This is a genomic window from Candidatus Tisiphia endosymbiont of Ditula angustiorana, assembly GCF_964026425.1.
Classification (GTDB): domain Bacteria; phylum Pseudomonadota; class Alphaproteobacteria; order Rickettsiales; family Rickettsiaceae; genus Tisiphia.
Window position 1 is genome coordinate 643,619 of the sequence record NZ_OZ032143.1, and the last position, 18,318, is coordinate 661,936.

An 18,318-nucleotide genomic window follows, 5' to 3' on the forward strand; every position below is an offset into this window, starting at 1 on the left:
TAATAAAATTATTGGCAATATTAGGGTGTGTCATCAATTGAGCCAAATTACCATGGAAGCCATATAAACAGCACCCAAAAAGTTCTGAGATGTTTTGTCATATCGTGTTGCAATAGCTCTATATTGCTTCAATTTTGCAAAAAAGTTCTCAATCAAATGCCTAGCTTTATATAGGTCCTTATCATACTTAGCTGGATTCACACGATTCTTCTTTGGGGGAATCACAGCTATACATCCCTTATCTTTCAGCTTATCTCGCATACGTACATCGGCATCATAAGCCTTATCAGCAAGTACAGCATCCGCTTTCGTCAATTCATTCATCAAAACATCAGATCCTTGCAAATCATGAGCTTGACCCGGGGTAAGATGGAATCCCGTTGGATTCCCTAGAGCATCACATGTGGCATGGATTTTAGTACTCAGCCCCCCTTTACCTCGTCCAATTGCTTGGTCATCATCTAACTCTTTTTTTTAGCACCGGCACTATGTTGATGAGCCCTAACAATGGTTGAATCAATCATGGCATACTCGTTATCAGCATCTTCAGCCAGCATCTCAAAAACCTTTTTCCACACACCTGTCTTGCTCCACCTTGAATGACGTAGGTGAATCACTCGAAAATCTCCAAAACGTTCAGGTAGGTCTCTCCAAGGTATACCAGCCCTATATCGATACAAGACTGCTTCTACAAATAGGCGATTATCCTTGGCTGTTACACCAACAGACTCTTCCCTTCCAGGTAGCTTATCTTTAATCCGATCCCATTGATCGTCACGTAGAGCATATCGACGCATAGAGAAAATTTATCCTTAATTTTTTCTCTATTACACAACAAATAAACGCTCCTGTCAACTTAATTGATGACACACCCTAGTTTAATTTAATGTACAATCAAAATAATGGGGAGGCATTTCATGGAAGATATTGACAATTGGCAGATCAAGTTTAAATCTTGCGAATATTCTGCTAAATTACTTAGTAAATTGATTTTACTCAATGAAAAAGTAGCTCACCCAGTAGATATCAGAGAAATTATCAAAGCTCTCTATTATGCTAAGAAATATCATGGTAGTCAAATGCGGCAATCGGGTGAACCATATTACTCACACCCGATTGAAGTAGCTTATATGTTTGCTAGCTATACAGCTCAAGAAGTTCACCAATTGTTTAACACTAACATGATCGTTACCAGTTTACTGCACGATACTGTTGAAGACACAACACTTACCGAAGAGATGATTGCTCAAATTTTTGGGAGTACCATTGCTAGCCAAGTGGAAGCTCTAACAAGAACCAAGCCTTATGGCAAAATTAGCTCCAAAGAGATTTTAGATTTATTAGTTCAACAAGAAAAATATGATGTAGCATTGATTAAAATTTTTGATCGCATTCACAACTTACAAACTCTAGGAGCTAAATCACCGGAAAAGGCACTGAAGATAGTTAAGGAAACTATAGGATATTTTATAACTCTTTGTATTCACTTAGAAATACCAACAGCCGAGCAACAATTAATAAATCTATGTTACAAAAATTTGCCTATTAACTCCATACCGGCTCTAGACTATAAAGTTTTCTGAGTGGATGATTTTAGCTATTTTCGTCAGGTTTTCAAAATGCAATAATCCGTAAGTAAAACCAATGATTATAGGAATCATAATAAACCATATTCCCCAATTGCCAAAACATTCAACAAGGTAGACAAAACCAAAAGCACTAATAACATACATTAAAGCACGAGATAAAGCAAATGTTATGCTGGCACAAGTAAAACGTTTAAATATAGGAAAGCTTTTTAAACAAATAGGAGTAGCAGAGTTTAAGCATTGTTTCCATAAAACTATAAAAAATTGAATAAAAAATAACTGATCAGGAGAATTAACATTATTCAATAAATACGGACAAAATATCATGAAAATAGAAAATATTAGCAGTGTAATTTTGATGATTAATAATGGATATACTTTTAAACTTAAATAACATAATATTAATGTGGTTAACAGCTCCATTATACTTGCAATGACGTTGAAGAATTTTGTGTGTATCACCTAGCCCATTAACTTAGCAATAGTTTTATTAGCTTCTTCTAGCTCCTGTTTAGTATTTACTCCAAGCACTATGTCGTGGTCTGAAGATAGCAAATATGATACTTTTTCTCCACTATCCTTAGCTATTTTTACAAGTACGGTCAAATACAACTCTTTTGATCTATCAACCTCACCTAAAAAAATAGTAGGTAGATATTTTTTTAATATACCAGCTTCAAAAGCCATAATACCAGAATTACAAATTGTTATAGCTTGTTCTTCATTCGTTGCTTCTTTAAATTCCACAATTTTTAAAAAATTTCCTAGTTCATCAGTAACTATTCGTCCATATTGCCCGGGGTTATCACGTCTAAAGCATAACGTTGTAATGGCTGAATTTGTAGAAACTAGGTGGTCTAGTAAATCATTAATAATATTTGCGGTGATTAAAGGATTATCTCCGTAAAGCACTGCTACAATTTTATTGTCATCAACTAAGTCTAAAGCAGTATATACCGCATGAGCAGTACCCAATCGTTCTAGCTGCAATGCAAATTTACAAACCTCTTTATAAGAAGAAATATATTCTTCTAATTGCAATGAGTGAACTAAGATAACATCGTTAGTCACTTTCTTGGCATTTGTTAGCACCCTATCAAGCATAGGTCTACCACCAACTTCGTGCATTACTTTTGGTAACGAAGATTCCATTCTTCTACCATTACCAGCAGCTAGAACAATAATTTGGCAGTCCATATTAAACGTCCTTCATAGTTTCATAAATTGCATCAGATAATTCATAATTACCAAAAACTTTTTGTACGTCATCGCTTTCTTCTAAAAGATCCACTAATTTTAATAGCTTCTCTGCCTTATCTTTATCTTCTATAATCATGATATTCTGAGGAATCCAACCGATATAGGATTCCTCAGGAGATCCATATTTATTAGTCAAAAATTCAAGAGTTTGTACAAAATTCTCAATATCTGTATAGATTAAATACGCATCTTCTTCAGAAATCACATCTTTTGCCCCAACCTCTAGGCTACTTTCCAATATAGATTCTGCCGATATTAATTCTACTGGGTATTGTATTACTCCAAGATGGTCAAACATATAACTGCTACTTCCAGTCTCACCTAAATTACCACCAAATTTAGTAAAAGCCGACCTAATTTCAGCAGCTGTGCGATTTTTATTATCAGTTAAAGCCTCTACTATTATTGCAATACCGCCCGGAGCAAAGCCTTCATATCTAATCTCTGTATAATTTTCGTTATTATTCGAATCACTTGCTGCACTTATTGCCTTATCTATTCGATCCTTTGGCAAATTCTGACTGCGTGCTGCAGCTATGCTACTCCGCAGGCGTGGATTATTGCTTACATCAGTTCCCATTTTAGCAGCAGTGATAATTTCTCTAATTAGCTTAGTAAAAACTTTCGCCCTTTTCTTATCTTGTGCACCTTTTCGGTGTTGAATGTTTTTAAATTTCGAATGACCGGCCATAATGCTCCCATAAAACCTAAAGCTATCAAAGCCGGATCGTATCAGAAGGCAATTTAAAGTCAAGAATAAATTCTTCAAGCTTTTCCAATATTAGAGTCATTTTTTACTTTAATAAAACTGCATATCCTTTTATATTAGCTAAGTATAGCACATAGAACAAACCCACTAATACCAAATATGAAAAAATTTATAATTTTATATCTGTTATTTGCTCACGATTGCTTAGCCTCAGAACCTCAGGCGTGGCAAATGTTGTTGCAAACTCCAGCAAGCCCTCTTATGGAAGAGCTTCACGGGTTTCACAATTTCCTACTGTTAATATCAGGAGGAATAGTTGTCTTTATTACCATTCTACTAGTCTATGTTTGCATTAGATTTAATGCAAAAGCCAATCCTATTCCAGCAAAATTTTCTCATAATATCTTAATTGAAGTTATTTGGACGATAATACCTATAATAATTTTAGTTATTATTGCCATACCATCATTTCGTATTTTACGTTTTGCAGAAAAGATTCCTGAAATAGATATGACTGTTAAAGTCGTGGGCTATCAGTGGTATTGGCATTATATATATCCTGATCACGATAATATCGAATTTGATAGTTATTTAATTACCGATGAAAAATTAAAACTTGGTCAAAAACGCTTATTAGATGTCGATAACCGTATTATCATACCAGAAAATACTACTGTGAAATTTCTAATTACGGCAGGAGACGTCATACATAGTTTTGCAGTACCAGCACTGGGCATAAAGATGGATGCCGTTCCTGGAAGAATCAATGAAACTTGGACTAAAATTAGCAAAAAAGGCGTGTATTATGGTCAATGTTCAGAACTTTGCGGTGTTAATCACGGTTTTATGCCGATTGCCATTGAAGTGGTAAGTAAGGAAGAATTTCAAAACTGGTTGATTATGGCAAAATCAAAATTCTCTATGAATATGAAGACTAAAGTTATTGCGAGGAAACCATGAGGTCGACTAAGCAATCTAAAATGAATGTGGATTGCCACTACACTCACGTGGTCTCGCTAATCTTACTATTACCCACAAAATAACAATGGTGAAAAAGAAGTAAAAATAATATACTGATTTGCAATTAAAATATTACATTGTAGAGGTATAGTATGAGTCAAGAAATAATAAATAATTATTTGACCGAGGAATTTAGTGGAGCTATTTTGGGTGATAAAAGGCTGACAAATAGGTTAATAAAGATAGCTGATAATTTTGCAAATATACCTGAAAGCTCAATTAATCAAGCATGTGGAAATTGGGCAGAAACAAAAGCAGCATATCGTTTTTTTAAAAACGATAATGTTAAGGAATCAAAAATATTAGAAGCCCATATTGCTAAAGCAGTAGAAAGAATCAAAGAGCATGATAAAGTTCTTGTTATACAAGATACTAGTTATATCACATATACTAGTCATAAAAAAACTACTGGATTGGGTGTGTTATCAAGAAAAGAGGGAAAGAATGTTAAAAATATTGAATGTAAAGGTCTGATAATGCATACTGCCTTTGCGGTTGCTACCAATGGATTAGCACTTGGGTTGTTGGATCAAAAGATTCACAATAGACCAGCAGTGCCTGAAGAAATACAACAGTTAAAAAAAACTAGTCATGGTAATGCGGTACATATTAAAGATAAAGAAAGTATGAAGTGGCTTAATGCATTACAGAACACTATTAATGCAACGAATAATAGTAATACCCAAATTATAACTGTTTGTGATAGAGAAGCTGATATATATGATTTTTTTGAATTGGCACAAGCTCAGAAATCTAAAGTTTTAGTTAGAGCTGCACAGGATAGAGAAATAAATAAAAAGTCAAAATATTCCAAAAAAGATAGACAATATTTGTGGAAGGTAGTATCGGGTTTCCAGTGTGCTGGAGAAATAGCAGTTAAAGATACTAGTCAAGAAAATAAAGCTAATAGGATTAGACATTTGGAAGTTAGATTTGGAAAATTTATAATGAATCCTCCTGTAAACAATGTAAGACATAAAACAGAAACATTGCCAAATTTACCAGTATATGCCATCAATGTTATTGAGCGTCGTCCCCCTAGTGGAACAACACCATTAGAATGGATGTTACTAACCAATATAGTTATCAATAATTTTGAAGAAGCTATAGAGAAAGTAAGATGGTATTGTTTAAGATGGAGAATTGAAATTTTTCATAAAATTTTAAAATCTGGATTTAGGGTTGAACAATGTAGACTTGCAACAGGAGAAAGATTAATAAAATACTTGACAATCATGAGCATAATTGCTTGGAGAATTTTTTTTATTACTTTAATTGGCAGAACTAATCCTAATCTACCATGTAGTGTAATATTAGCTGAAGAAGAATGGCGAGTTTTGTATGTAAAGATACACAAAGCAGCTCCCCCTAATAATACAATTCCTACAATAAAAAATGCTATAATATGGGTTGCTAAATTGGGTGGGTATTTAGCAAGAAAAAATGATCTAGAGCCTGGTCCTATTGTATTGTGGAGAGGATGGCAACGGTTATTTGATCTAGTTCAAGGTTATCAATTAGCTAACTCTAATATTTGTGGGTAATAGTAAGCTCGCTAATAGGCGAAAGTACTTATAACTCGTCATTGCGAGGAGCTACTTTAGTAGCGACGAAGCAATCCATTTCTAGTCATTTTCTTGGATTGCTTCGTTGACCTACGGTCTTCCTCGCAATGACGAGGAGACTATCTAGAATATTAACGGGTTAGCTATAGATTCCGCACTGAAGCGGGAATAATTATTAACTAAATAAACAAGACTCATATGGTAAACTCAAATAATAATTATCCACATCTTTATGCAAAACAGGTTAAAGAAACCGTATTTTTAAAACATTTTATTCACAATTCTAACATAATGGTAGGTGATTATACTTACTACCATGATAACCAACACCCAGAATATTTTGAGCGTAATAATATCATAGGATGCCATGAGTGTAAATTAATTATCGGTAAGTTTTGTTCTATCGCCATGAGAACCACTTTCATCATGGATGATGTAACTCACCCAATGGATGGCTTTTCTACTTATCCATTTTTTATTTTCGAGAATTGGAACAATTATACGCCAACTCTTAATAAAAGAAGAAATACCGTAATTGGTAATGATGTGTGGTTTGGTGCTAATGCAGTCATTATGCTAGGAGTAACAATAGGGGACGGAGCAATGATCGGAGCATATGCAGTGGTTACCAAGGATGTACCCCCCTACTCTATCGTTGCAGGTAATCCTAGTAGAATTATTAGAAAAAGATTCTCAGAAGACATAATAGACGAACTAGTACAAATAAAATGGTGGGACTGGGATTATGATAAAATTACTAGAAATATCGAAGTCATAGTAGGTGCAGATATTGATCAACTTAAAGAATGTAAATAGTAACCATTATGACTCTTAAAGATAAAGCCTCTACTGAATTAATATCTGAACATCACGAAACTCCTAAGGGTTTACAAAGATGGATTTTTTCTACTAATCACAAAGATATTGGCGTAATGTATATTATATTCGCCATATTTGCTGGGCTTGTTGGTGGATTATTTTCTGTTATTTTTAGGTTAGAACTAGCAGTACCCGGCGGGCATCTACTAGGTGGTAATTATCAGCTATACAATGTATTAATTACCGCTCATGCTATAATTATGGTGTTTTTCATGATTATGCCAGCTTTATTTGGCGGATTTGGTAATTACTTCATACCAATTTTAATAGGTGCCCCAGATATGGCTTTTCCAAGGCTAAATAATATAAGTTTTTGGCTACTTGTCCCTGCTTTTATATTATTAATGCTGTCAGGTTTGGTTGATGGAGGAGCTGGTACTGGTTGGACATTTTATCCTCCTCTAAGTAGTCTAGTAGGACATCCTGGGGCTGCTGTGGATATGGCTATTTTAAGCTTACATCTTACAGGACTTTCCTCCATTCTTGGTTCAATTAATATGATTGTCACTATCTTTAATATGAGAACTGATGGTATGGGGTTATTTGAAATGCCCTTATTTGTTTGGTCAATTTTGGTTACTGCCTTCTTGTTGATACTGGCAATTCCTGTGTTAGGAGGTGCAATAACCATGTTACTAACTGATCGAAATTTTGGTACTACTTTTTTCAAGCCTGATGGTGGCGGAGATCCAGTGTTATTTCAGCATTTATTTTGGTTTTTTGGTCATCCAGAAGTATATATTGTAGTATTGCCGGGATTTGGTATAGTCAGTCAGGTTATTTCTACTTTTTCTCGTAAGCCAATATTCGGTTATTTTGGTATGGTGGTAGCTATGGTAATTATCGGGTTTGTTGGTTTTATAGTTTGGGCTCACCATATGTTTACTGTTGGTCTTTCGTACAATGCATTAATATATTTTACTGCCGGCACTATGATTATCGCTGTACCTACTGGTATCAAAATCTTCAGCTGGATTGCCACAATGTGGGGAGGATCAATTACTTTTGAAACCCCTATGTTATTTTCCATAGGGTTTATCTTGCTATTTACTATTGGCGGAGTTACCGGTATAATATTATCAAATTCAGCAATCGACAGAATTTTACACGATACATATTATGTTGTAGCACATTTCCATTACACTATGTCACTTGGAGCGTTATTTACTGCATTTGCTGGGTTCTATTATTGGTTTGGTAAAATGTCAGGGCGGCAATATCCTGAGATGATGGGCAAAATTCATTTTTGGGTTACCTTTATTGGTGTTAATTTGACATTTTTCCCTCAACATTTTCTAGGATTAGCTGGTATGCCAAGAAGAATACCGGACTATCCAGATGCTTTTGCCGGCTGGAATATGGTTTCATCTATCGGAGCTAGTATTTCATTTGTTGCGGCTCTTTATTTTGTATTCATTGTTATTTATACTCTGAAATATGGGAAAAAATGCCCAAATAATCCTTGGGGTGATGGGGCTGACACTCTTGAATGGTCAGTATCATCTCCGCCACCATTTCATACTTTTGAAACATCACATCTTGAAACATCACATAAAGGAAACTAATTTTATGAATGGATATATCTATTGTGGCTTTTGGCGAAGATCTATTGCTGCAGTTTTGGATCGAATTTTCTCAATTACTTTTAGTATAACTTTTATGATCCTAGTAAGTAAAGTGCTATTTTCTCCATTATCCAATACACTACACGGTTCTTGTATTATAGCATTAATAATATTATATGTTCCAATATTAGAGTCATCCTCAATGCAAGCAACTCTTGGCGGTTATATATTGGGCATGAAGATCATAAACGAGGATGGTACACGAATAAGCTTTTTAAAAGCGTTGATTAGATTTATTATATTAGCACTAATAAGTAGTACTGTAATATTAGGGATTATAAGTGTTTTCTGCATGATATGTACTGATGAGAAAAAGTTTCTACATGACATGATTTGTGGTACTCGGATGGTAAAAAGATAAGGTTAGTATGATACAAAAAAAACCAGTAATAGGAATAACACTAGATTTGGCTAATAATTCTGAAAAATATGCCTATGCTGCTTTTCCTTGGTATGCAGTTAGACAAAATTATGCAGATAGTGTGATAAAAGTTGGGGGAATCCCCTTAATGCTACCCTATCAATATGATACAATTGAAGTGATGCTGTCAATGTTCGATGGGCTAATTATTCCCGGCGGTGATGAGGATATTCACCCTAAATTTTATGGTCAAGAATTCACTTGTGATAAAACAGCTACCAACGACCAACGTGATAATTTTGAGTTACTACTTACCCAAAAAGCTCTAGAAAAGAACATGCCATTCCTTGGAATATGTCGTGGTATGCAGATGTTAAATGTAGTATGCGGTGGCAACCTTATCCAGCATATACCTGATTACATAAAGTCACAAGCAGGAGTAGCTACGGCTATTAACCACGAGCAACCTGCCCCCAAAAATACATTATCGCATTCTATAACGATAGAACCAAACACTATTCTCGCAAAGTTATCGGGAAATAAGCAAACTTGTATGGTTAACTCGAGCCACCATCAAGCAGTAGGAAAAATAGGCAAAGGACTCCGAGTTGCAGCAACAGCACCGGACGGGATAATTGAAGCAATCGAGTCAATAAATCACAAATTTGTTATAGGAGTAGAATGGCATCCTGAATATTTAAACCCTAATGATTTAGATTTAAATTTATTTAAAGGATTAATCGAAGCTATATAGTCGAATGATTTGAAGAACAAATCCATATTAAGAGTCGATGTGATATACTCAAATGATTTGAAGAATTGGATTTGAAAATGAATGGTGAGCAGGCGTAGCGTACATATAGTACGTGAGCATGCGAATCCATGATATTTTCAAAAAACAATTCTTCAAAGCAGAAGAGTATAGCATTTCCCATTATTAACTACGCTAATACTACAGTTGTAGTACTAATGTCAAAACGATGTCATCCCAGCGAAAGCTGGGATCTAATAATGTTTAATAGTCTTTCAGGCTTTTTTTAGACCCCTGCCTACGCAGGGGTTGTAAGATAAAACTATGATATAATGAAAAAAGTAAGTGGTGCTCGTCAGGGGTGAGTTTATACAAACATTGTCATCAAGAGACCACTTACTTAATAAGCTCGAACGTTTAAATAGTTCATTGGGCTGAAACGCCCGCTTACAATCGTAAATATGTCGAGGATTTTATGACCCCAACGGATAAATTATATAACAATTTTATTGGTATTGATATAGCAAAATCAACTTTTGCAGTAGCAATATCTAATAATAATAAAATTATGACTTTTTCTAATAACACTATTGGATTTAAGGAATTTTTTAAGCAATATAAAAGTTTTTTGACTGACTCCCTAATAGTATTAGAGACTACAGGTGGATATGAAACTGAATTAGTAAATTTTTTATTAAGCAAAAAATGTGCTGTTCATAGAGCACATGCCCAAAAAGTAAAGTACTTTATAAGATCACTTGGTACTCGTGCTAAAACTGATTCTGTAGATGCTCAAGCTTTAGTAAAATATGGACAAGAAAGGCATAAGGAATTATCTTTACAACAAAAACCTGATCAAAAGATGAGCAAGCTAAAAATATTTTTATCTCGTCGTGATGATTTAGTAAAATTGCAGACTCAAGAGAAAAATAGGATGGCAGGACCTAATAATGATATGATAAAAGATAGTATAGAAGATTTATTGTTATGTTTATCCAAAGCTATAAAGAAATTAGAAGAAGAGATAGCCGAGTTAACAACCGATGAAAAGACTGTAGAACAGCTTGAGGTATTGGAGACAGTAACCGGTATTGGTAAGGTTGTTAGTAAAGTTTTATTAGCATTTTTACCAGAGATTGGTAAGGTTGATCGGAGGCAAATAGCTAGTTTAGTCGGAGTAGCCCCACATCCTAAGGATAGTGGACAATATAAAGGGTATCGTTCAGTTAGTGGTGGTAGACAAAATGTACGAACCAAATTATTTACTGCAGCAATGGCAGCAGCTAAATCAAAGAGCAAGTTAGGTGAATATTATAGAGAGCTAATTGCTAGAGGTAAAAAGCCTATAGTTGCCATTACTGCTTTAATGCGTAAAATTATTGTCATTGCTAATGCAAGGGTTAGAGATTATTATTTAAAATCGGCAAAGACTTGATAAAAATTTAAACCTATATTTATTTAAATTTTTATCAAGTCGTGGTTTACTGTGAATGTTAAGCTAGAGATTTTTTGTTATTTCTCTAAACCAATTTGGTTTTTTATTTTAAACTTTTTTTTAATTTTTTAAAAATCATAGTTGATGACATCCGAAGGGGTTTTTTACTGATCCTTCACCTCACATAGTCTCAAAGATGACTTTCAGCAAATTGCCAATTAATCATATGTTCTATATAAACTGAGACATAGTCCGGACGCTTATTGCGATAATCTATATAGTATGCATGCTCCCAAACATCGCAGGCAAGCAGAGGTTTCATAGATTTAGTAATAGGAGTTTCACCATTACTAGTTTTTACTATTTGTAATTTACCATTATTAGAGACTAACCATGCCCAGCCGCTACCAAATTGACTTACTGCCGCTTGCTTAAATTCAGTAGCAAAATTCTCATAACTGCCAAAATCTTTATTTATCTGTTCCAATATCTTACCAGTAGGCTTTCCTCCACCTGAAGGTTTAATAGAATGCCAAAAGAAAGTATGATTCCATATTTGTGCTGCATTATTAAATATGGCTGCTTCAGTTGGTTTTATGCTTGTAGAAATTATTAATTCTTCCAAACTTTTTTTCTGCAACTCCTGATTATCTTGTAGAAAATTATTCAGGTTAGTTACATATGTTTGGTGGTGTTTCCCATGGTGGTAGTCAAAAGTTTCAGGGGAAAAATGTGGAACAAAATCACTTTTACCATAAGGCAATTCCGGCAAGACAAAAGGATAAGATGTTTGGTTAGATTGTTTGCAATATATCATAATTTCCTCAATTTTAGTATAAAATACTTACTTTTTTATTAAGCACTCTCGTTGTCATTCCCGCTTCAGTATACTATTGTTCGGTTTAAGTCGGCAGTCATCTAAAACTTGACTATTTGTCACCCCTAACGAGTGCCACTTACTTTCTTAGTATATCATAACCATAATTATATCATAGTTTTATCTTACAACCCCTACGAAAGCAGGGTGCTAGAAAAGTCTAAATAGTTTTCTTGGCTATTTTTTTAGACCCCTAAAATCATGATAGTAGCAGGAGGGACTAGGCGTACATTTGTGAGTACCGCTAGAATTTTGGATAATGACGACGCAATTCTTGATTTTCTATTCTAGAGTATACTCAAATGATTTGAAAAATTGGAAATGATACTTACAAGACCAAAAACAATAATTTTCAAAATAATCTTGTATAATCCTTGATGTTTCGTGTATAAATTAAGTTTAAAAAACTTGTAAGCTCTATATGAAATTAGCAAAATTATTATTTTATATAATCACTACCTGCTTAGCTTTATCTAGCTGTAAAACCAAGAAGATAGATGAAGATTTAATTGTTCCAGCTCCTGAATTATATAATGATGGCCTTGTTTTACTGGAAAAACAAAAATATTTGAAAGCTGCCGAAGAATTTTCTAGAATTTTTTATCAAGATCCTGGTAATAAAATGACTCCTCAAGCTGAGTTAATGCAAGCCTATTCTTTATTCTTAGCATGTCAGTATGAGGAAGCGGTAGATGTACTTGATACTTTTATTAAGCTTCATCCAATGCATGAAGATATTGCATATGCGTATTACCTAAAGGCATTATCGTATTATATGCAAATCTCAAATGTACAGCTTGATCAATCAAGAACCTTTTTAGCTAAAGAAAGTTTTGAAGATGTTATAAAACTTTTCCCTAAAACAAAATATTCAATTGATGCATCTTTAAAAATTGATTTAGTAAATGATCATTTAGCCGGTAAGGAAATGGACGTAGGTCGTTATTATCTCAGTAAAAATAACCCGATAGCTGCTATTAATAGATTCCAGCTTATTGTGGATAATTACCAAACTACATCACATATACCAGAAGCACTTTATCGTTTAGACGTCAATTCGGGATAAGGATATTGAGAACATGTAGATTAAAATCAAATTTTGTTGAAGGTTTATTTTTCTTTAATGAATAAGCAACAAGAGTAGATAATATATGGACAAAGGCATTTATTGGTGATCTATGTCTAGTATGTTCAAGGTTCATTTTATTTTTTAGATAATCAAAAACTGTTTCAATTAAGTTACGCTTTCGAAGTAAGATTTTTTCTTTCAAATCCATTAATTTATTTTCCATATTCTTCTTAATTCCATGAATCATTTTTAAGCCTCTTTCATATAAATTTAAGAACAAATTTTGCTTAATATAACCTTTATCAGCTGCTATAATTCCAGTTAATCTTTTTGTTAACTCCGGTACTGGAATCCTATCATCTACATTGCCTTTGGTCACTTTTAATGCCATAAACTCCCCTTTATTATTGATTATTACATGTAATTTAAAACCATAAAAATACCCCATAGAGGATTTACTATGTTTGGCTAATCCTTTAAAAACTTTATTGCTATAACGCCTTTTATTGTGACAAGCTTTAATCGTTGTAGAGTCAATAAAATAAATACCTGTTTCCTCACCAAACAACAAATGAATCAACATATTTAGCGGTATGAATAATCGTGCCATTAATTCAACAAATCTATTATAACTCAAGGCTTTAGGGAAATCATCCTTATGCATGCACTCTATATAACTTTTATAGAAAAATTTAAAATTCTTAGCATAGGATGTATGAAACATAATTATTATTGTTAACATTTCACTTAAACTCATGCTACAACAGCGATTTCTCTGCTTATTTGATGGTAATAACTTTCTCTGTTCATACTCCAAATAAATTTTACAAAAATCATCTATAAAACTATATAATTCTGTGATATCTTTTTTCATGCCTGTAGTTTGTTTTTTTGTTTAAAAATATAAATACTGCAGGCACTCCTTTTTGACAATCCTTTTATCTATTACTATTTCATCTATATCTTATCCCAAACTGACGTGTTTAGTGGAAAGTTATTTAATGCTGGGACTTAACGTTGAAGCAAAGAAATATGCTGCAGTACTTGGTCATAACTACCCAAACAGTAACTGGTATAAATATTGTCAACCGTTTATTAACAACTTTCCAAAGGGACCAAATAAAACGCCATCTCAATAATAGAATTTTTTCACAATTCTACTTTTGCTGGTAAATTTTACGTCGCTCCTAGGCTCAAATCTGTAATGCAGAGATTGTTAAATCTTTCATACAACTTACGGTTTCTTGCTTTTCTTGCCTCTTCTACAAATTCTCTAGCATAAGTACCTTATGTAGGCTCTATATATCTTATGGGATTGTTGCAACAGTTTCATGATATAGAATAAAGCCTTTATCATTCATTATTTAACAATCTAGGTATTTTTATGAAGCAAAAAGCTTACTTTTTATTTTTTTTCTATATTTTATTTTGTTTCTCTGCTTATGCTAAGAAAGAATTATATATACTCGATGAAAATCAAGAATTGCGTTGTCGTCTTCAGGGATCTTCGGTGCTCACGTACTAAATGTACGCTCCGCTCCTCGACCCTTCGACTCCTAGCACTTCATAATTTTGATCTTCGTCTATCAACTCTTCATTTACGAGTAGTATACTATATGGCAGGATACTGTAGTAGTTGACGATCCACTTATAGAGGAAATAATTGATAGCAAAGCAATGCAAAGATTAAAATTAATTGATCAATCTGGACCCGCACCTTATATAGGGCTACTTCCATATTTTAGTAGATATGATCATAGTATAGGGGTATTTGTATTACTTCAAAAAGCACAAGTATCCAAAATTGAACAAATAGCTGGTCTATTGCATGATACTTCCCACACTGTTTTTTCTCATTTAGGAGATCATTTATTTTATCATCAGGAGCAAGAAAAATCTTATCAAGATACTATTCATTTATGGTTTTTACGTTCTATGAAAATAGATAAAATTATAAGTAGATACAGTATTGCAATAAAAGATCTTGATCCAGATGATCCAAAATATATGGCTCTTGAAAGGCCATTACCTGAGCTTTGCGCTGATAGAATACAATACAATATTCATACAGCAGTAATACTTAACAAAATATCTAAATTAGAAGCAAAGGAAATAGTAGATGATCTGAAATTCCATAATGGAGTCTGGTTTTTTAGTAATAAAGATATTGCCAAGAAATTTGCAATGATTCCTCTATATTTAATTAAAGAATTATGGGGAGCACCATTTAATGCTGTAGTATATGATTATTTTTATAAAATATTAAAACGTGCTATAGAAATAAAACTAGTTTCTAAAAATGAGTTACATTTTAGCGTAGATCAAAATGTGATGCAAAAAATAGAAAATAGTAATGATAAAATTATAAAAAAATTACTAAATAAATGCAAAAAAGATGCAAAATCTTTTATACTAGGGTGTGTCATCAATTAAGTTGACAGGAGCGTTTATTTGTTGTGTAATAGAGAAAAAATTAAGGATAAATTTTCTCTATGCGTCGATATGCTCTACGTGACGATCAATGGGATCGGATTAAAGATAAGCTACCTGGAAGGGAAGAGTCTGTTGGTGTAACAGCCAAGGATAATCGCCTATTTGTAGAAGCAGTCTTGTATCGATATAGGGCTGGTATACCTTGGAGAGACCTACCTGAACGTTTTGGAGATTTTCGAGTGATTCACCTACGTCATTCAAGGTGGAGCAAGACAGGTGTGTGGAAAAAGGTTTTTGAGATGCTGGCTGAAGATGCTGATAACGAGTATGCCATGATTGATTCAACCATTGTTAGGGCTCATCAACATAGTGCCGGTGCTAAAAAAAAGAGTTAGATGATGACCAAGCAATTGGACGAGGTAAAGGGGGGCTGAGTACTAAAATCCATGCCACATGTGACGCTCTAGGGAATCCAACGGGATTCCATCTTACCCCGGGTCAAGCTCATGATTTGCAAGGATCTGATGTTTTGATGAATGAATTGACGAAAGCGGATGCTGTACTTGCTGATAAGGCTTATGATGCCGATGTACGTATGCGAGATAAGCTGAAAGATAAGGGATGTATAGCTGTGATTCCCCCAAAGAAGAATCGTGTGAATCCAGCTAAGTATGATAAGGACCTATATAAAGCTAGGCATTTGATTGAGAACTTTTTTGCAAAATTGAAGCAATATAGAGCTATTGCAACACGATTTGACAAAACATCTCAGAACTTTTTGGGTGCTGTTTATATGGCTTCCATGGTAATTTGGCTCAATTGATGACACACCCAAATATAAAACCAAAATTCAGAGGTATTGATCCTTTAATTCTTGATAACAACAAATATAAAAAATTATCTCAATTAGATGAAGATTTTTCAAAAAAATTTAAAGAAGTGCAAAATTGGTGTAAAAATGGTTATGGAATTAACCTTGCTAATTTAGAGGATTAAATTTATTAGACTTCTTGCAGAATTCTACTTCTGCAAGAGATATCAAGGATCATTTGAGTATACTGCTCGTAAATGAAGAGTTGAAGGAAGAGAAGAAAGAAGCTAGAATATGATTATGGGAAATATTTTAACATCTGAACAAAGAACGGTACTGAAGTCACGTCATGGTAATGAACGAGATAGGAGAGTATGTGACCGAATTAAGGCAGTTTTACTGTATGATAAAGGTTGGAGCTATGGAGAAATAGCAGAAGCATTGCTGTTAAGTGAAGAAGCTATAAGAAAGCATGTAAGAGATTATCAAAAATTTAATAAATTAGAGACAGCTAACGGTGGTAGTGCAAGTAAGCTAAGTGAGCTAGAAGAGAAAGAGTTAATAGAGCATTTAGAAGTATGTAATTATGTTTATGCCAAAGATATTAGCAATTACATAGAAAAAAAATACGGTGTTGCCTATACAATAGCAGGAGTAACAAAGCTATTAAGGAGATTAGGCTTTGTATATAAAAAGCCAAAGATCGTACCCGGCAAGCTTGATGTAGATAAGCAAGAACTATTTAAGCTAGAATATAGTTTGTTAAAAGGTAATCTCAAGGCTAAAGAAGCTATATATTTTATGGATAGCGTTCATCCTCAGTATCAAACAAAAGCCCGTTATGGTTGGATCAGAAAGAATCAAAATAAAACTTTACCAACATTTAGTGGCTGGAAAAGGAAGCATTTAATAGGAGCAATTAATTTATCTGATTTGCAATTAGTTAGCACAGATAATCCTAAAGTAAACGGTGATTATATAATCAATTTTCTACAAAAATTAGAAGCAGAAAATCCTAATAAAGAGAAGATATATTTGATTTGTGATAATGCTGGGTATCATAAGTCAAAGAAAGTAAAGGAGTATCTAGGGCGTGTCATCAATTAAGTTGACAGGAGTGTTTGTTTGTTGTGTAATAGAGAAAAAATTAAGGATAAATCTTCTCTATGCGTCGATATGCTCTACGTGACGATCAATGGGATCGGATTAAAGATAAGCTACCTGGAAGGGAAGAGTCTGTTGGTGTAACAGCCAAGGATAATCGCCTATTTGTAGAAGCAGTCTTGTATCGATATAGGGCTGGTATACCTTGGAGAGACCTACCTGAACGTTTTGGAGATTTTCGAGTGATTCACCTACGTCATTCAAGGTGGAGCAAGACAGGTGTGTGGAAAAAGGTTTTTGAGATGCTGGCTGAAGATGCTGATAACGAGTATGCCATGATTGATTCAACCATTGTTAGGGCTCATCAACATAGTGCCGGTGCTAAAAAAAAGAGTTAGATGATGACCAAGCAATTGGACGAGGTAAAGGGGGGCTGAGTACTAAAATCCATGCCACATGTGACGCTCTAGGGAATCCAACGGGATTCCATCTTACCCCGGGTCAAGCTCATGATTTGCAAGGATCTGATGTTTTGATGAATGAATTGACGAAAGCGGATGCTGTACTTGCTGATAAGGCTTATGATGCCGATGTACGTATGCGAGATAAGCTGAAAGATAAGGGATGTATAGCTGTGATTCCCCCAAAGAAGAATCGTGTGAATCCAGCTAAGTATGATAAGGACCTATATAAAGCTAGGCATTTGATTGAGAACTTTTTTGCAAAATTGAAGCAATATAGAGCTATTGCAACACGATTTGACAAAACATCTCAGAACTTTTTGGGTGCTGTTTATATGGCTTCCATGGTAATTTGGCTCAATTGATGAC

At 34.0% G+C, this 18,318-nt stretch carries 20 protein-coding genes and 1 pseudogene; 15 read left to right on the plus strand and 6 right to left on the minus strand.

The window, feature by feature from the left end:
* Positions 1-33 precede the first annotated feature (33 nt).
* A protein-coding gene (locus tag AAGD29_RS02935) for an IS5 family transposase (protein WP_341757317.1) occupies positions 34-797 on the minus strand; the annotation gives its coding sequence in 2 pieces (ribosomal slippage) (positions 34-462 and positions 465-797; 762 coding nt in all).
* Positions 798-917: 120 nt separating this feature from the next.
* Here AAGD29_RS02935 and AAGD29_RS02940 point away from each other — a divergent pair.
* Positions 918-1,583 carry an HD domain-containing protein gene (locus AAGD29_RS02940; protein ID WP_341758455.1) on the plus strand — a complete coding sequence of 222 codons (666 nt, stop codon included), beginning with the start codon at positions 918-920 and terminating at the stop codon, positions 1,581-1,583.
* On the opposite strand, the gene AAGD29_RS02945 is transcribed toward AAGD29_RS02940, so the two are convergent.
* The 3 genes from AAGD29_RS02945 to AAGD29_RS02955 are packed head-to-tail and all read right to left on the minus strand — an operon-like array spanning position 1,563 to position 3,540.
* Positions 1,563-2,012, minus strand: a complete 450-nt coding sequence (locus tag AAGD29_RS02945; protein ID WP_341758456.1) for a hypothetical protein — start codon at positions 2,010-2,012, stop codon at positions 1,563-1,565. The two genes, AAGD29_RS02940 and AAGD29_RS02945, sit on opposite strands and share 21 nt — an antisense overlap.
* Before the next feature lie 39 nt (positions 2,013-2,051).
* Positions 2,052-2,786, minus strand: coding sequence for a sugar phosphate nucleotidyltransferase (locus tag AAGD29_RS02950; protein ID WP_341758457.1), 735 nt, complete (start codon positions 2,784-2,786; stop codon positions 2,052-2,054).
* A gap of 1 nt (position 2,787) precedes the next feature.
* Positions 2,788-3,540, minus strand: a complete 753-nt coding sequence (locus AAGD29_RS02955; RefSeq protein ID WP_341758458.1) for a YebC/PmpR family DNA-binding transcriptional regulator — start codon at positions 3,538-3,540, stop codon at positions 2,788-2,790.
* A 177-nt stretch (positions 3,541-3,717) separates the two neighbouring features.
* Here AAGD29_RS02955 and coxB point away from each other — a divergent pair, with 177 nt between their 5' ends.
* From coxB to AAGD29_RS02990, 7 genes are all read left to right on the plus strand, one after another.
* A complete protein-coding gene (coxB, locus tag AAGD29_RS02960; RefSeq protein WP_341758459.1) occupies positions 3,718-4,518 on the plus strand; it encodes a cytochrome c oxidase subunit II in 801 nt (266 codons plus the stop codon).
* A gap of 152 nt (positions 4,519-4,670) precedes the next feature.
* Positions 4,671-6,122 (plus strand): IS4 family transposase, encoded by a 1,452-nt coding sequence (locus tag AAGD29_RS02965; protein WP_341757292.1) that lies wholly within the window; start codon positions 4,671-4,673, stop codon positions 6,120-6,122.
* Between the two features lie 219 nt (positions 6,123-6,341).
* The gene (locus AAGD29_RS02970; protein ID WP_341758460.1) at positions 6,342-6,959 is read left to right on the plus strand and encodes a CatB-related O-acetyltransferase; all 618 of its coding nucleotides are present in this window, start codon (positions 6,342-6,344) and stop codon (positions 6,957-6,959) included.
* 8 nt (positions 6,960-6,967) lie between these two features.
* Entirely contained in the window at positions 6,968-8,587 is a 1,620-nt protein-coding gene (gene ctaD, locus AAGD29_RS02975; protein ID WP_341758461.1) for a cytochrome c oxidase subunit I, read from the plus strand.
* A gap of 4 nt (positions 8,588-8,591) precedes the next feature.
* On the plus strand, positions 8,592-9,008 hold the full coding sequence (locus tag AAGD29_RS02980) for an RDD family protein (protein ID WP_341758462.1): 417 nt from the start codon (positions 8,592-8,594) through the stop codon (positions 9,006-9,008).
* 10 nt (positions 9,009-9,018) lie between these two features.
* The gene (locus AAGD29_RS02985) at positions 9,019-9,762 is read left to right on the plus strand and encodes a gamma-glutamyl-gamma-aminobutyrate hydrolase family protein (RefSeq protein WP_341758740.1); all 744 of its coding nucleotides are present in this window, start codon (positions 9,019-9,021) and stop codon (positions 9,760-9,762) included.
* Between the two features lie 472 nt (positions 9,763-10,234).
* On the plus strand, positions 10,235-11,194 hold the full coding sequence (locus AAGD29_RS02990; protein WP_341757783.1) for an IS110 family transposase: 960 nt from the start codon (positions 10,235-10,237) through the stop codon (positions 11,192-11,194).
* A gap of 190 nt (positions 11,195-11,384) precedes the next feature.
* On the opposite strand, the gene AAGD29_RS02995 is transcribed toward AAGD29_RS02990, so the two are convergent.
* Complete coding sequence (locus AAGD29_RS02995) at positions 11,385-12,011, minus strand: superoxide dismutase (RefSeq protein WP_341758463.1); 627 nt, start codon at positions 12,009-12,011, stop codon at positions 11,385-11,387.
* 481 nt (positions 12,012-12,492) lie between these two features.
* Between AAGD29_RS02995 and AAGD29_RS03000 the strand changes: the two are divergent.
* A pseudogene (locus tag AAGD29_RS03000) lies at positions 12,493-13,119 on the plus strand (outer membrane protein assembly factor BamD); the annotation flags it as partial.
* A gap of 4 nt (positions 13,120-13,123) precedes the next feature.
* On the opposite strand, the gene AAGD29_RS03005 reads toward AAGD29_RS03000, so the two are convergent.
* Entirely contained in the window at positions 13,124-14,014 is an 891-nt protein-coding gene (locus AAGD29_RS03005; protein ID WP_341757373.1) for an IS982 family transposase, read from the minus strand.
* A 52-nt stretch (positions 14,015-14,066) separates the two neighbouring features.
* Between AAGD29_RS03005 and AAGD29_RS03010 the strand changes: the two genes are divergently transcribed.
* The 6 genes from AAGD29_RS03010 (at position 14,067) to AAGD29_RS03035 (ending at position 18,314) form a co-directional block, all read left to right on the plus strand.
* The gene (locus tag AAGD29_RS03010) at positions 14,067-14,279 is read left to right on the plus strand and encodes a hypothetical protein (RefSeq protein WP_341758825.1); all 213 of its coding nucleotides are present in this window, start codon (positions 14,067-14,069) and stop codon (positions 14,277-14,279) included.
* 538 nt (positions 14,280-14,817) lie between these two features.
* Positions 14,818-15,573 (plus strand): hypothetical protein, encoded by a 756-nt coding sequence (locus AAGD29_RS03015; RefSeq protein WP_341758464.1) that lies wholly within the window; start codon positions 14,818-14,820, stop codon positions 15,571-15,573.
* A gap of 59 nt (positions 15,574-15,632) precedes the next feature.
* Positions 15,633-16,396 (plus strand): IS5 family transposase gene (locus AAGD29_RS03020; protein WP_341757859.1). Its coding sequence is split into 2 segments (ribosomal slippage): positions 15,633-15,965 and positions 15,968-16,396, totalling 762 coding nucleotides; the frame shifts between segments, so codons are not numbered across the junction.
* Complete coding sequence (locus AAGD29_RS03025; protein ID WP_341758465.1) at positions 16,396-16,569, plus strand: hypothetical protein; 174 nt, start codon at positions 16,396-16,398, stop codon at positions 16,567-16,569. Before AAGD29_RS03020 ends, AAGD29_RS03025 begins: the two co-directional genes overlap by 1 nt.
* Before the next feature lie 115 nt (positions 16,570-16,684).
* Entirely contained in the window at positions 16,685-17,491 is an 807-nt protein-coding gene (locus tag AAGD29_RS03030) for an IS630 family transposase (protein WP_341757806.1), read from the plus strand.
* 59 nt (positions 17,492-17,550) lie between these two features.
* Positions 17,551-18,314, plus strand: a protein-coding gene (locus AAGD29_RS03035; protein ID WP_341757859.1) for an IS5 family transposase whose coding sequence is annotated in 2 segments (ribosomal slippage) — positions 17,551-17,883 and positions 17,886-18,314 — 762 coding nt in all. Because the reading frame shifts where the segments join, the coding sequence is not laid out codon by codon here.
* Positions 18,315-18,318 lie beyond the last annotated feature (4 nt).

Bases quoted from the DNA above. Each gene is read 5' to 3' on its own strand.
- AAGD29_RS02940 (WP_341758455.1), top strand. From the start codon at position 918: ATGGAAGATATTGACAATTGGCAGATCAAGTTTAAATCTTGCGAATAT.
- AAGD29_RS02945 (WP_341758456.1), bottom strand. From the start codon at position 2,012: ATGGAGCTGTTAACCACATTAATATTATGTTATTTAAGTTTAAAAGTA.
- AAGD29_RS02950 (WP_341758457.1), bottom strand. From the start codon at position 2,786: ATGGACTGCCAAATTATTGTTCTAGCTGCTGGTAATGGTAGAAGAATG.
- AAGD29_RS02955 (WP_341758458.1), bottom strand. From the start codon at position 3,540: ATGGCCGGTCATTCGAAATTTAAAAACATTCAACACCGAAAAGGTGCA.
- coxB (WP_341758459.1), top strand. From the start codon at position 3,718: ATGAAAAAATTTATAATTTTATATCTGTTATTTGCTCACGATTGCTTA.
- AAGD29_RS02965 (WP_341757292.1), top strand. From the start codon at position 4,671: ATGAGTCAAGAAATAATAAATAATTATTTGACCGAGGAATTTAGTGGA.
- AAGD29_RS02970 (WP_341758460.1), top strand. From the start codon at position 6,342: ATGGTAAACTCAAATAATAATTATCCACATCTTTATGCAAAACAGGTT.
- ctaD (WP_341758461.1), top strand. From the start codon at position 6,968: ATGACTCTTAAAGATAAAGCCTCTACTGAATTAATATCTGAACATCAC.
- AAGD29_RS02980 (WP_341758462.1), top strand. From the start codon at position 8,592: ATGAATGGATATATCTATTGTGGCTTTTGGCGAAGATCTATTGCTGCA.
- AAGD29_RS02990 (WP_341757783.1), top strand. From the start codon at position 10,235: ATGACCCCAACGGATAAATTATATAACAATTTTATTGGTATTGATATA.
- AAGD29_RS02995 (WP_341758463.1), bottom strand. From the start codon at position 12,011: ATGATATATTGCAAACAATCTAACCAAACATCTTATCCTTTTGTCTTG.
- AAGD29_RS03005 (WP_341757373.1), bottom strand. From the start codon at position 14,014: ATGAAAAAAGATATCACAGAATTATATAGTTTTATAGATGATTTTTGT.
- AAGD29_RS03015 (WP_341758464.1), top strand. From the start codon at position 14,818: ATGCAAAGATTAAAATTAATTGATCAATCTGGACCCGCACCTTATATA.
- AAGD29_RS03025 (WP_341758465.1), top strand. From the start codon at position 16,396: ATGACACACCCAAATATAAAACCAAAATTCAGAGGTATTGATCCTTTA.
- AAGD29_RS03030 (WP_341757806.1), top strand. From the start codon at position 16,685: ATGGGAAATATTTTAACATCTGAACAAAGAACGGTACTGAAGTCACGT.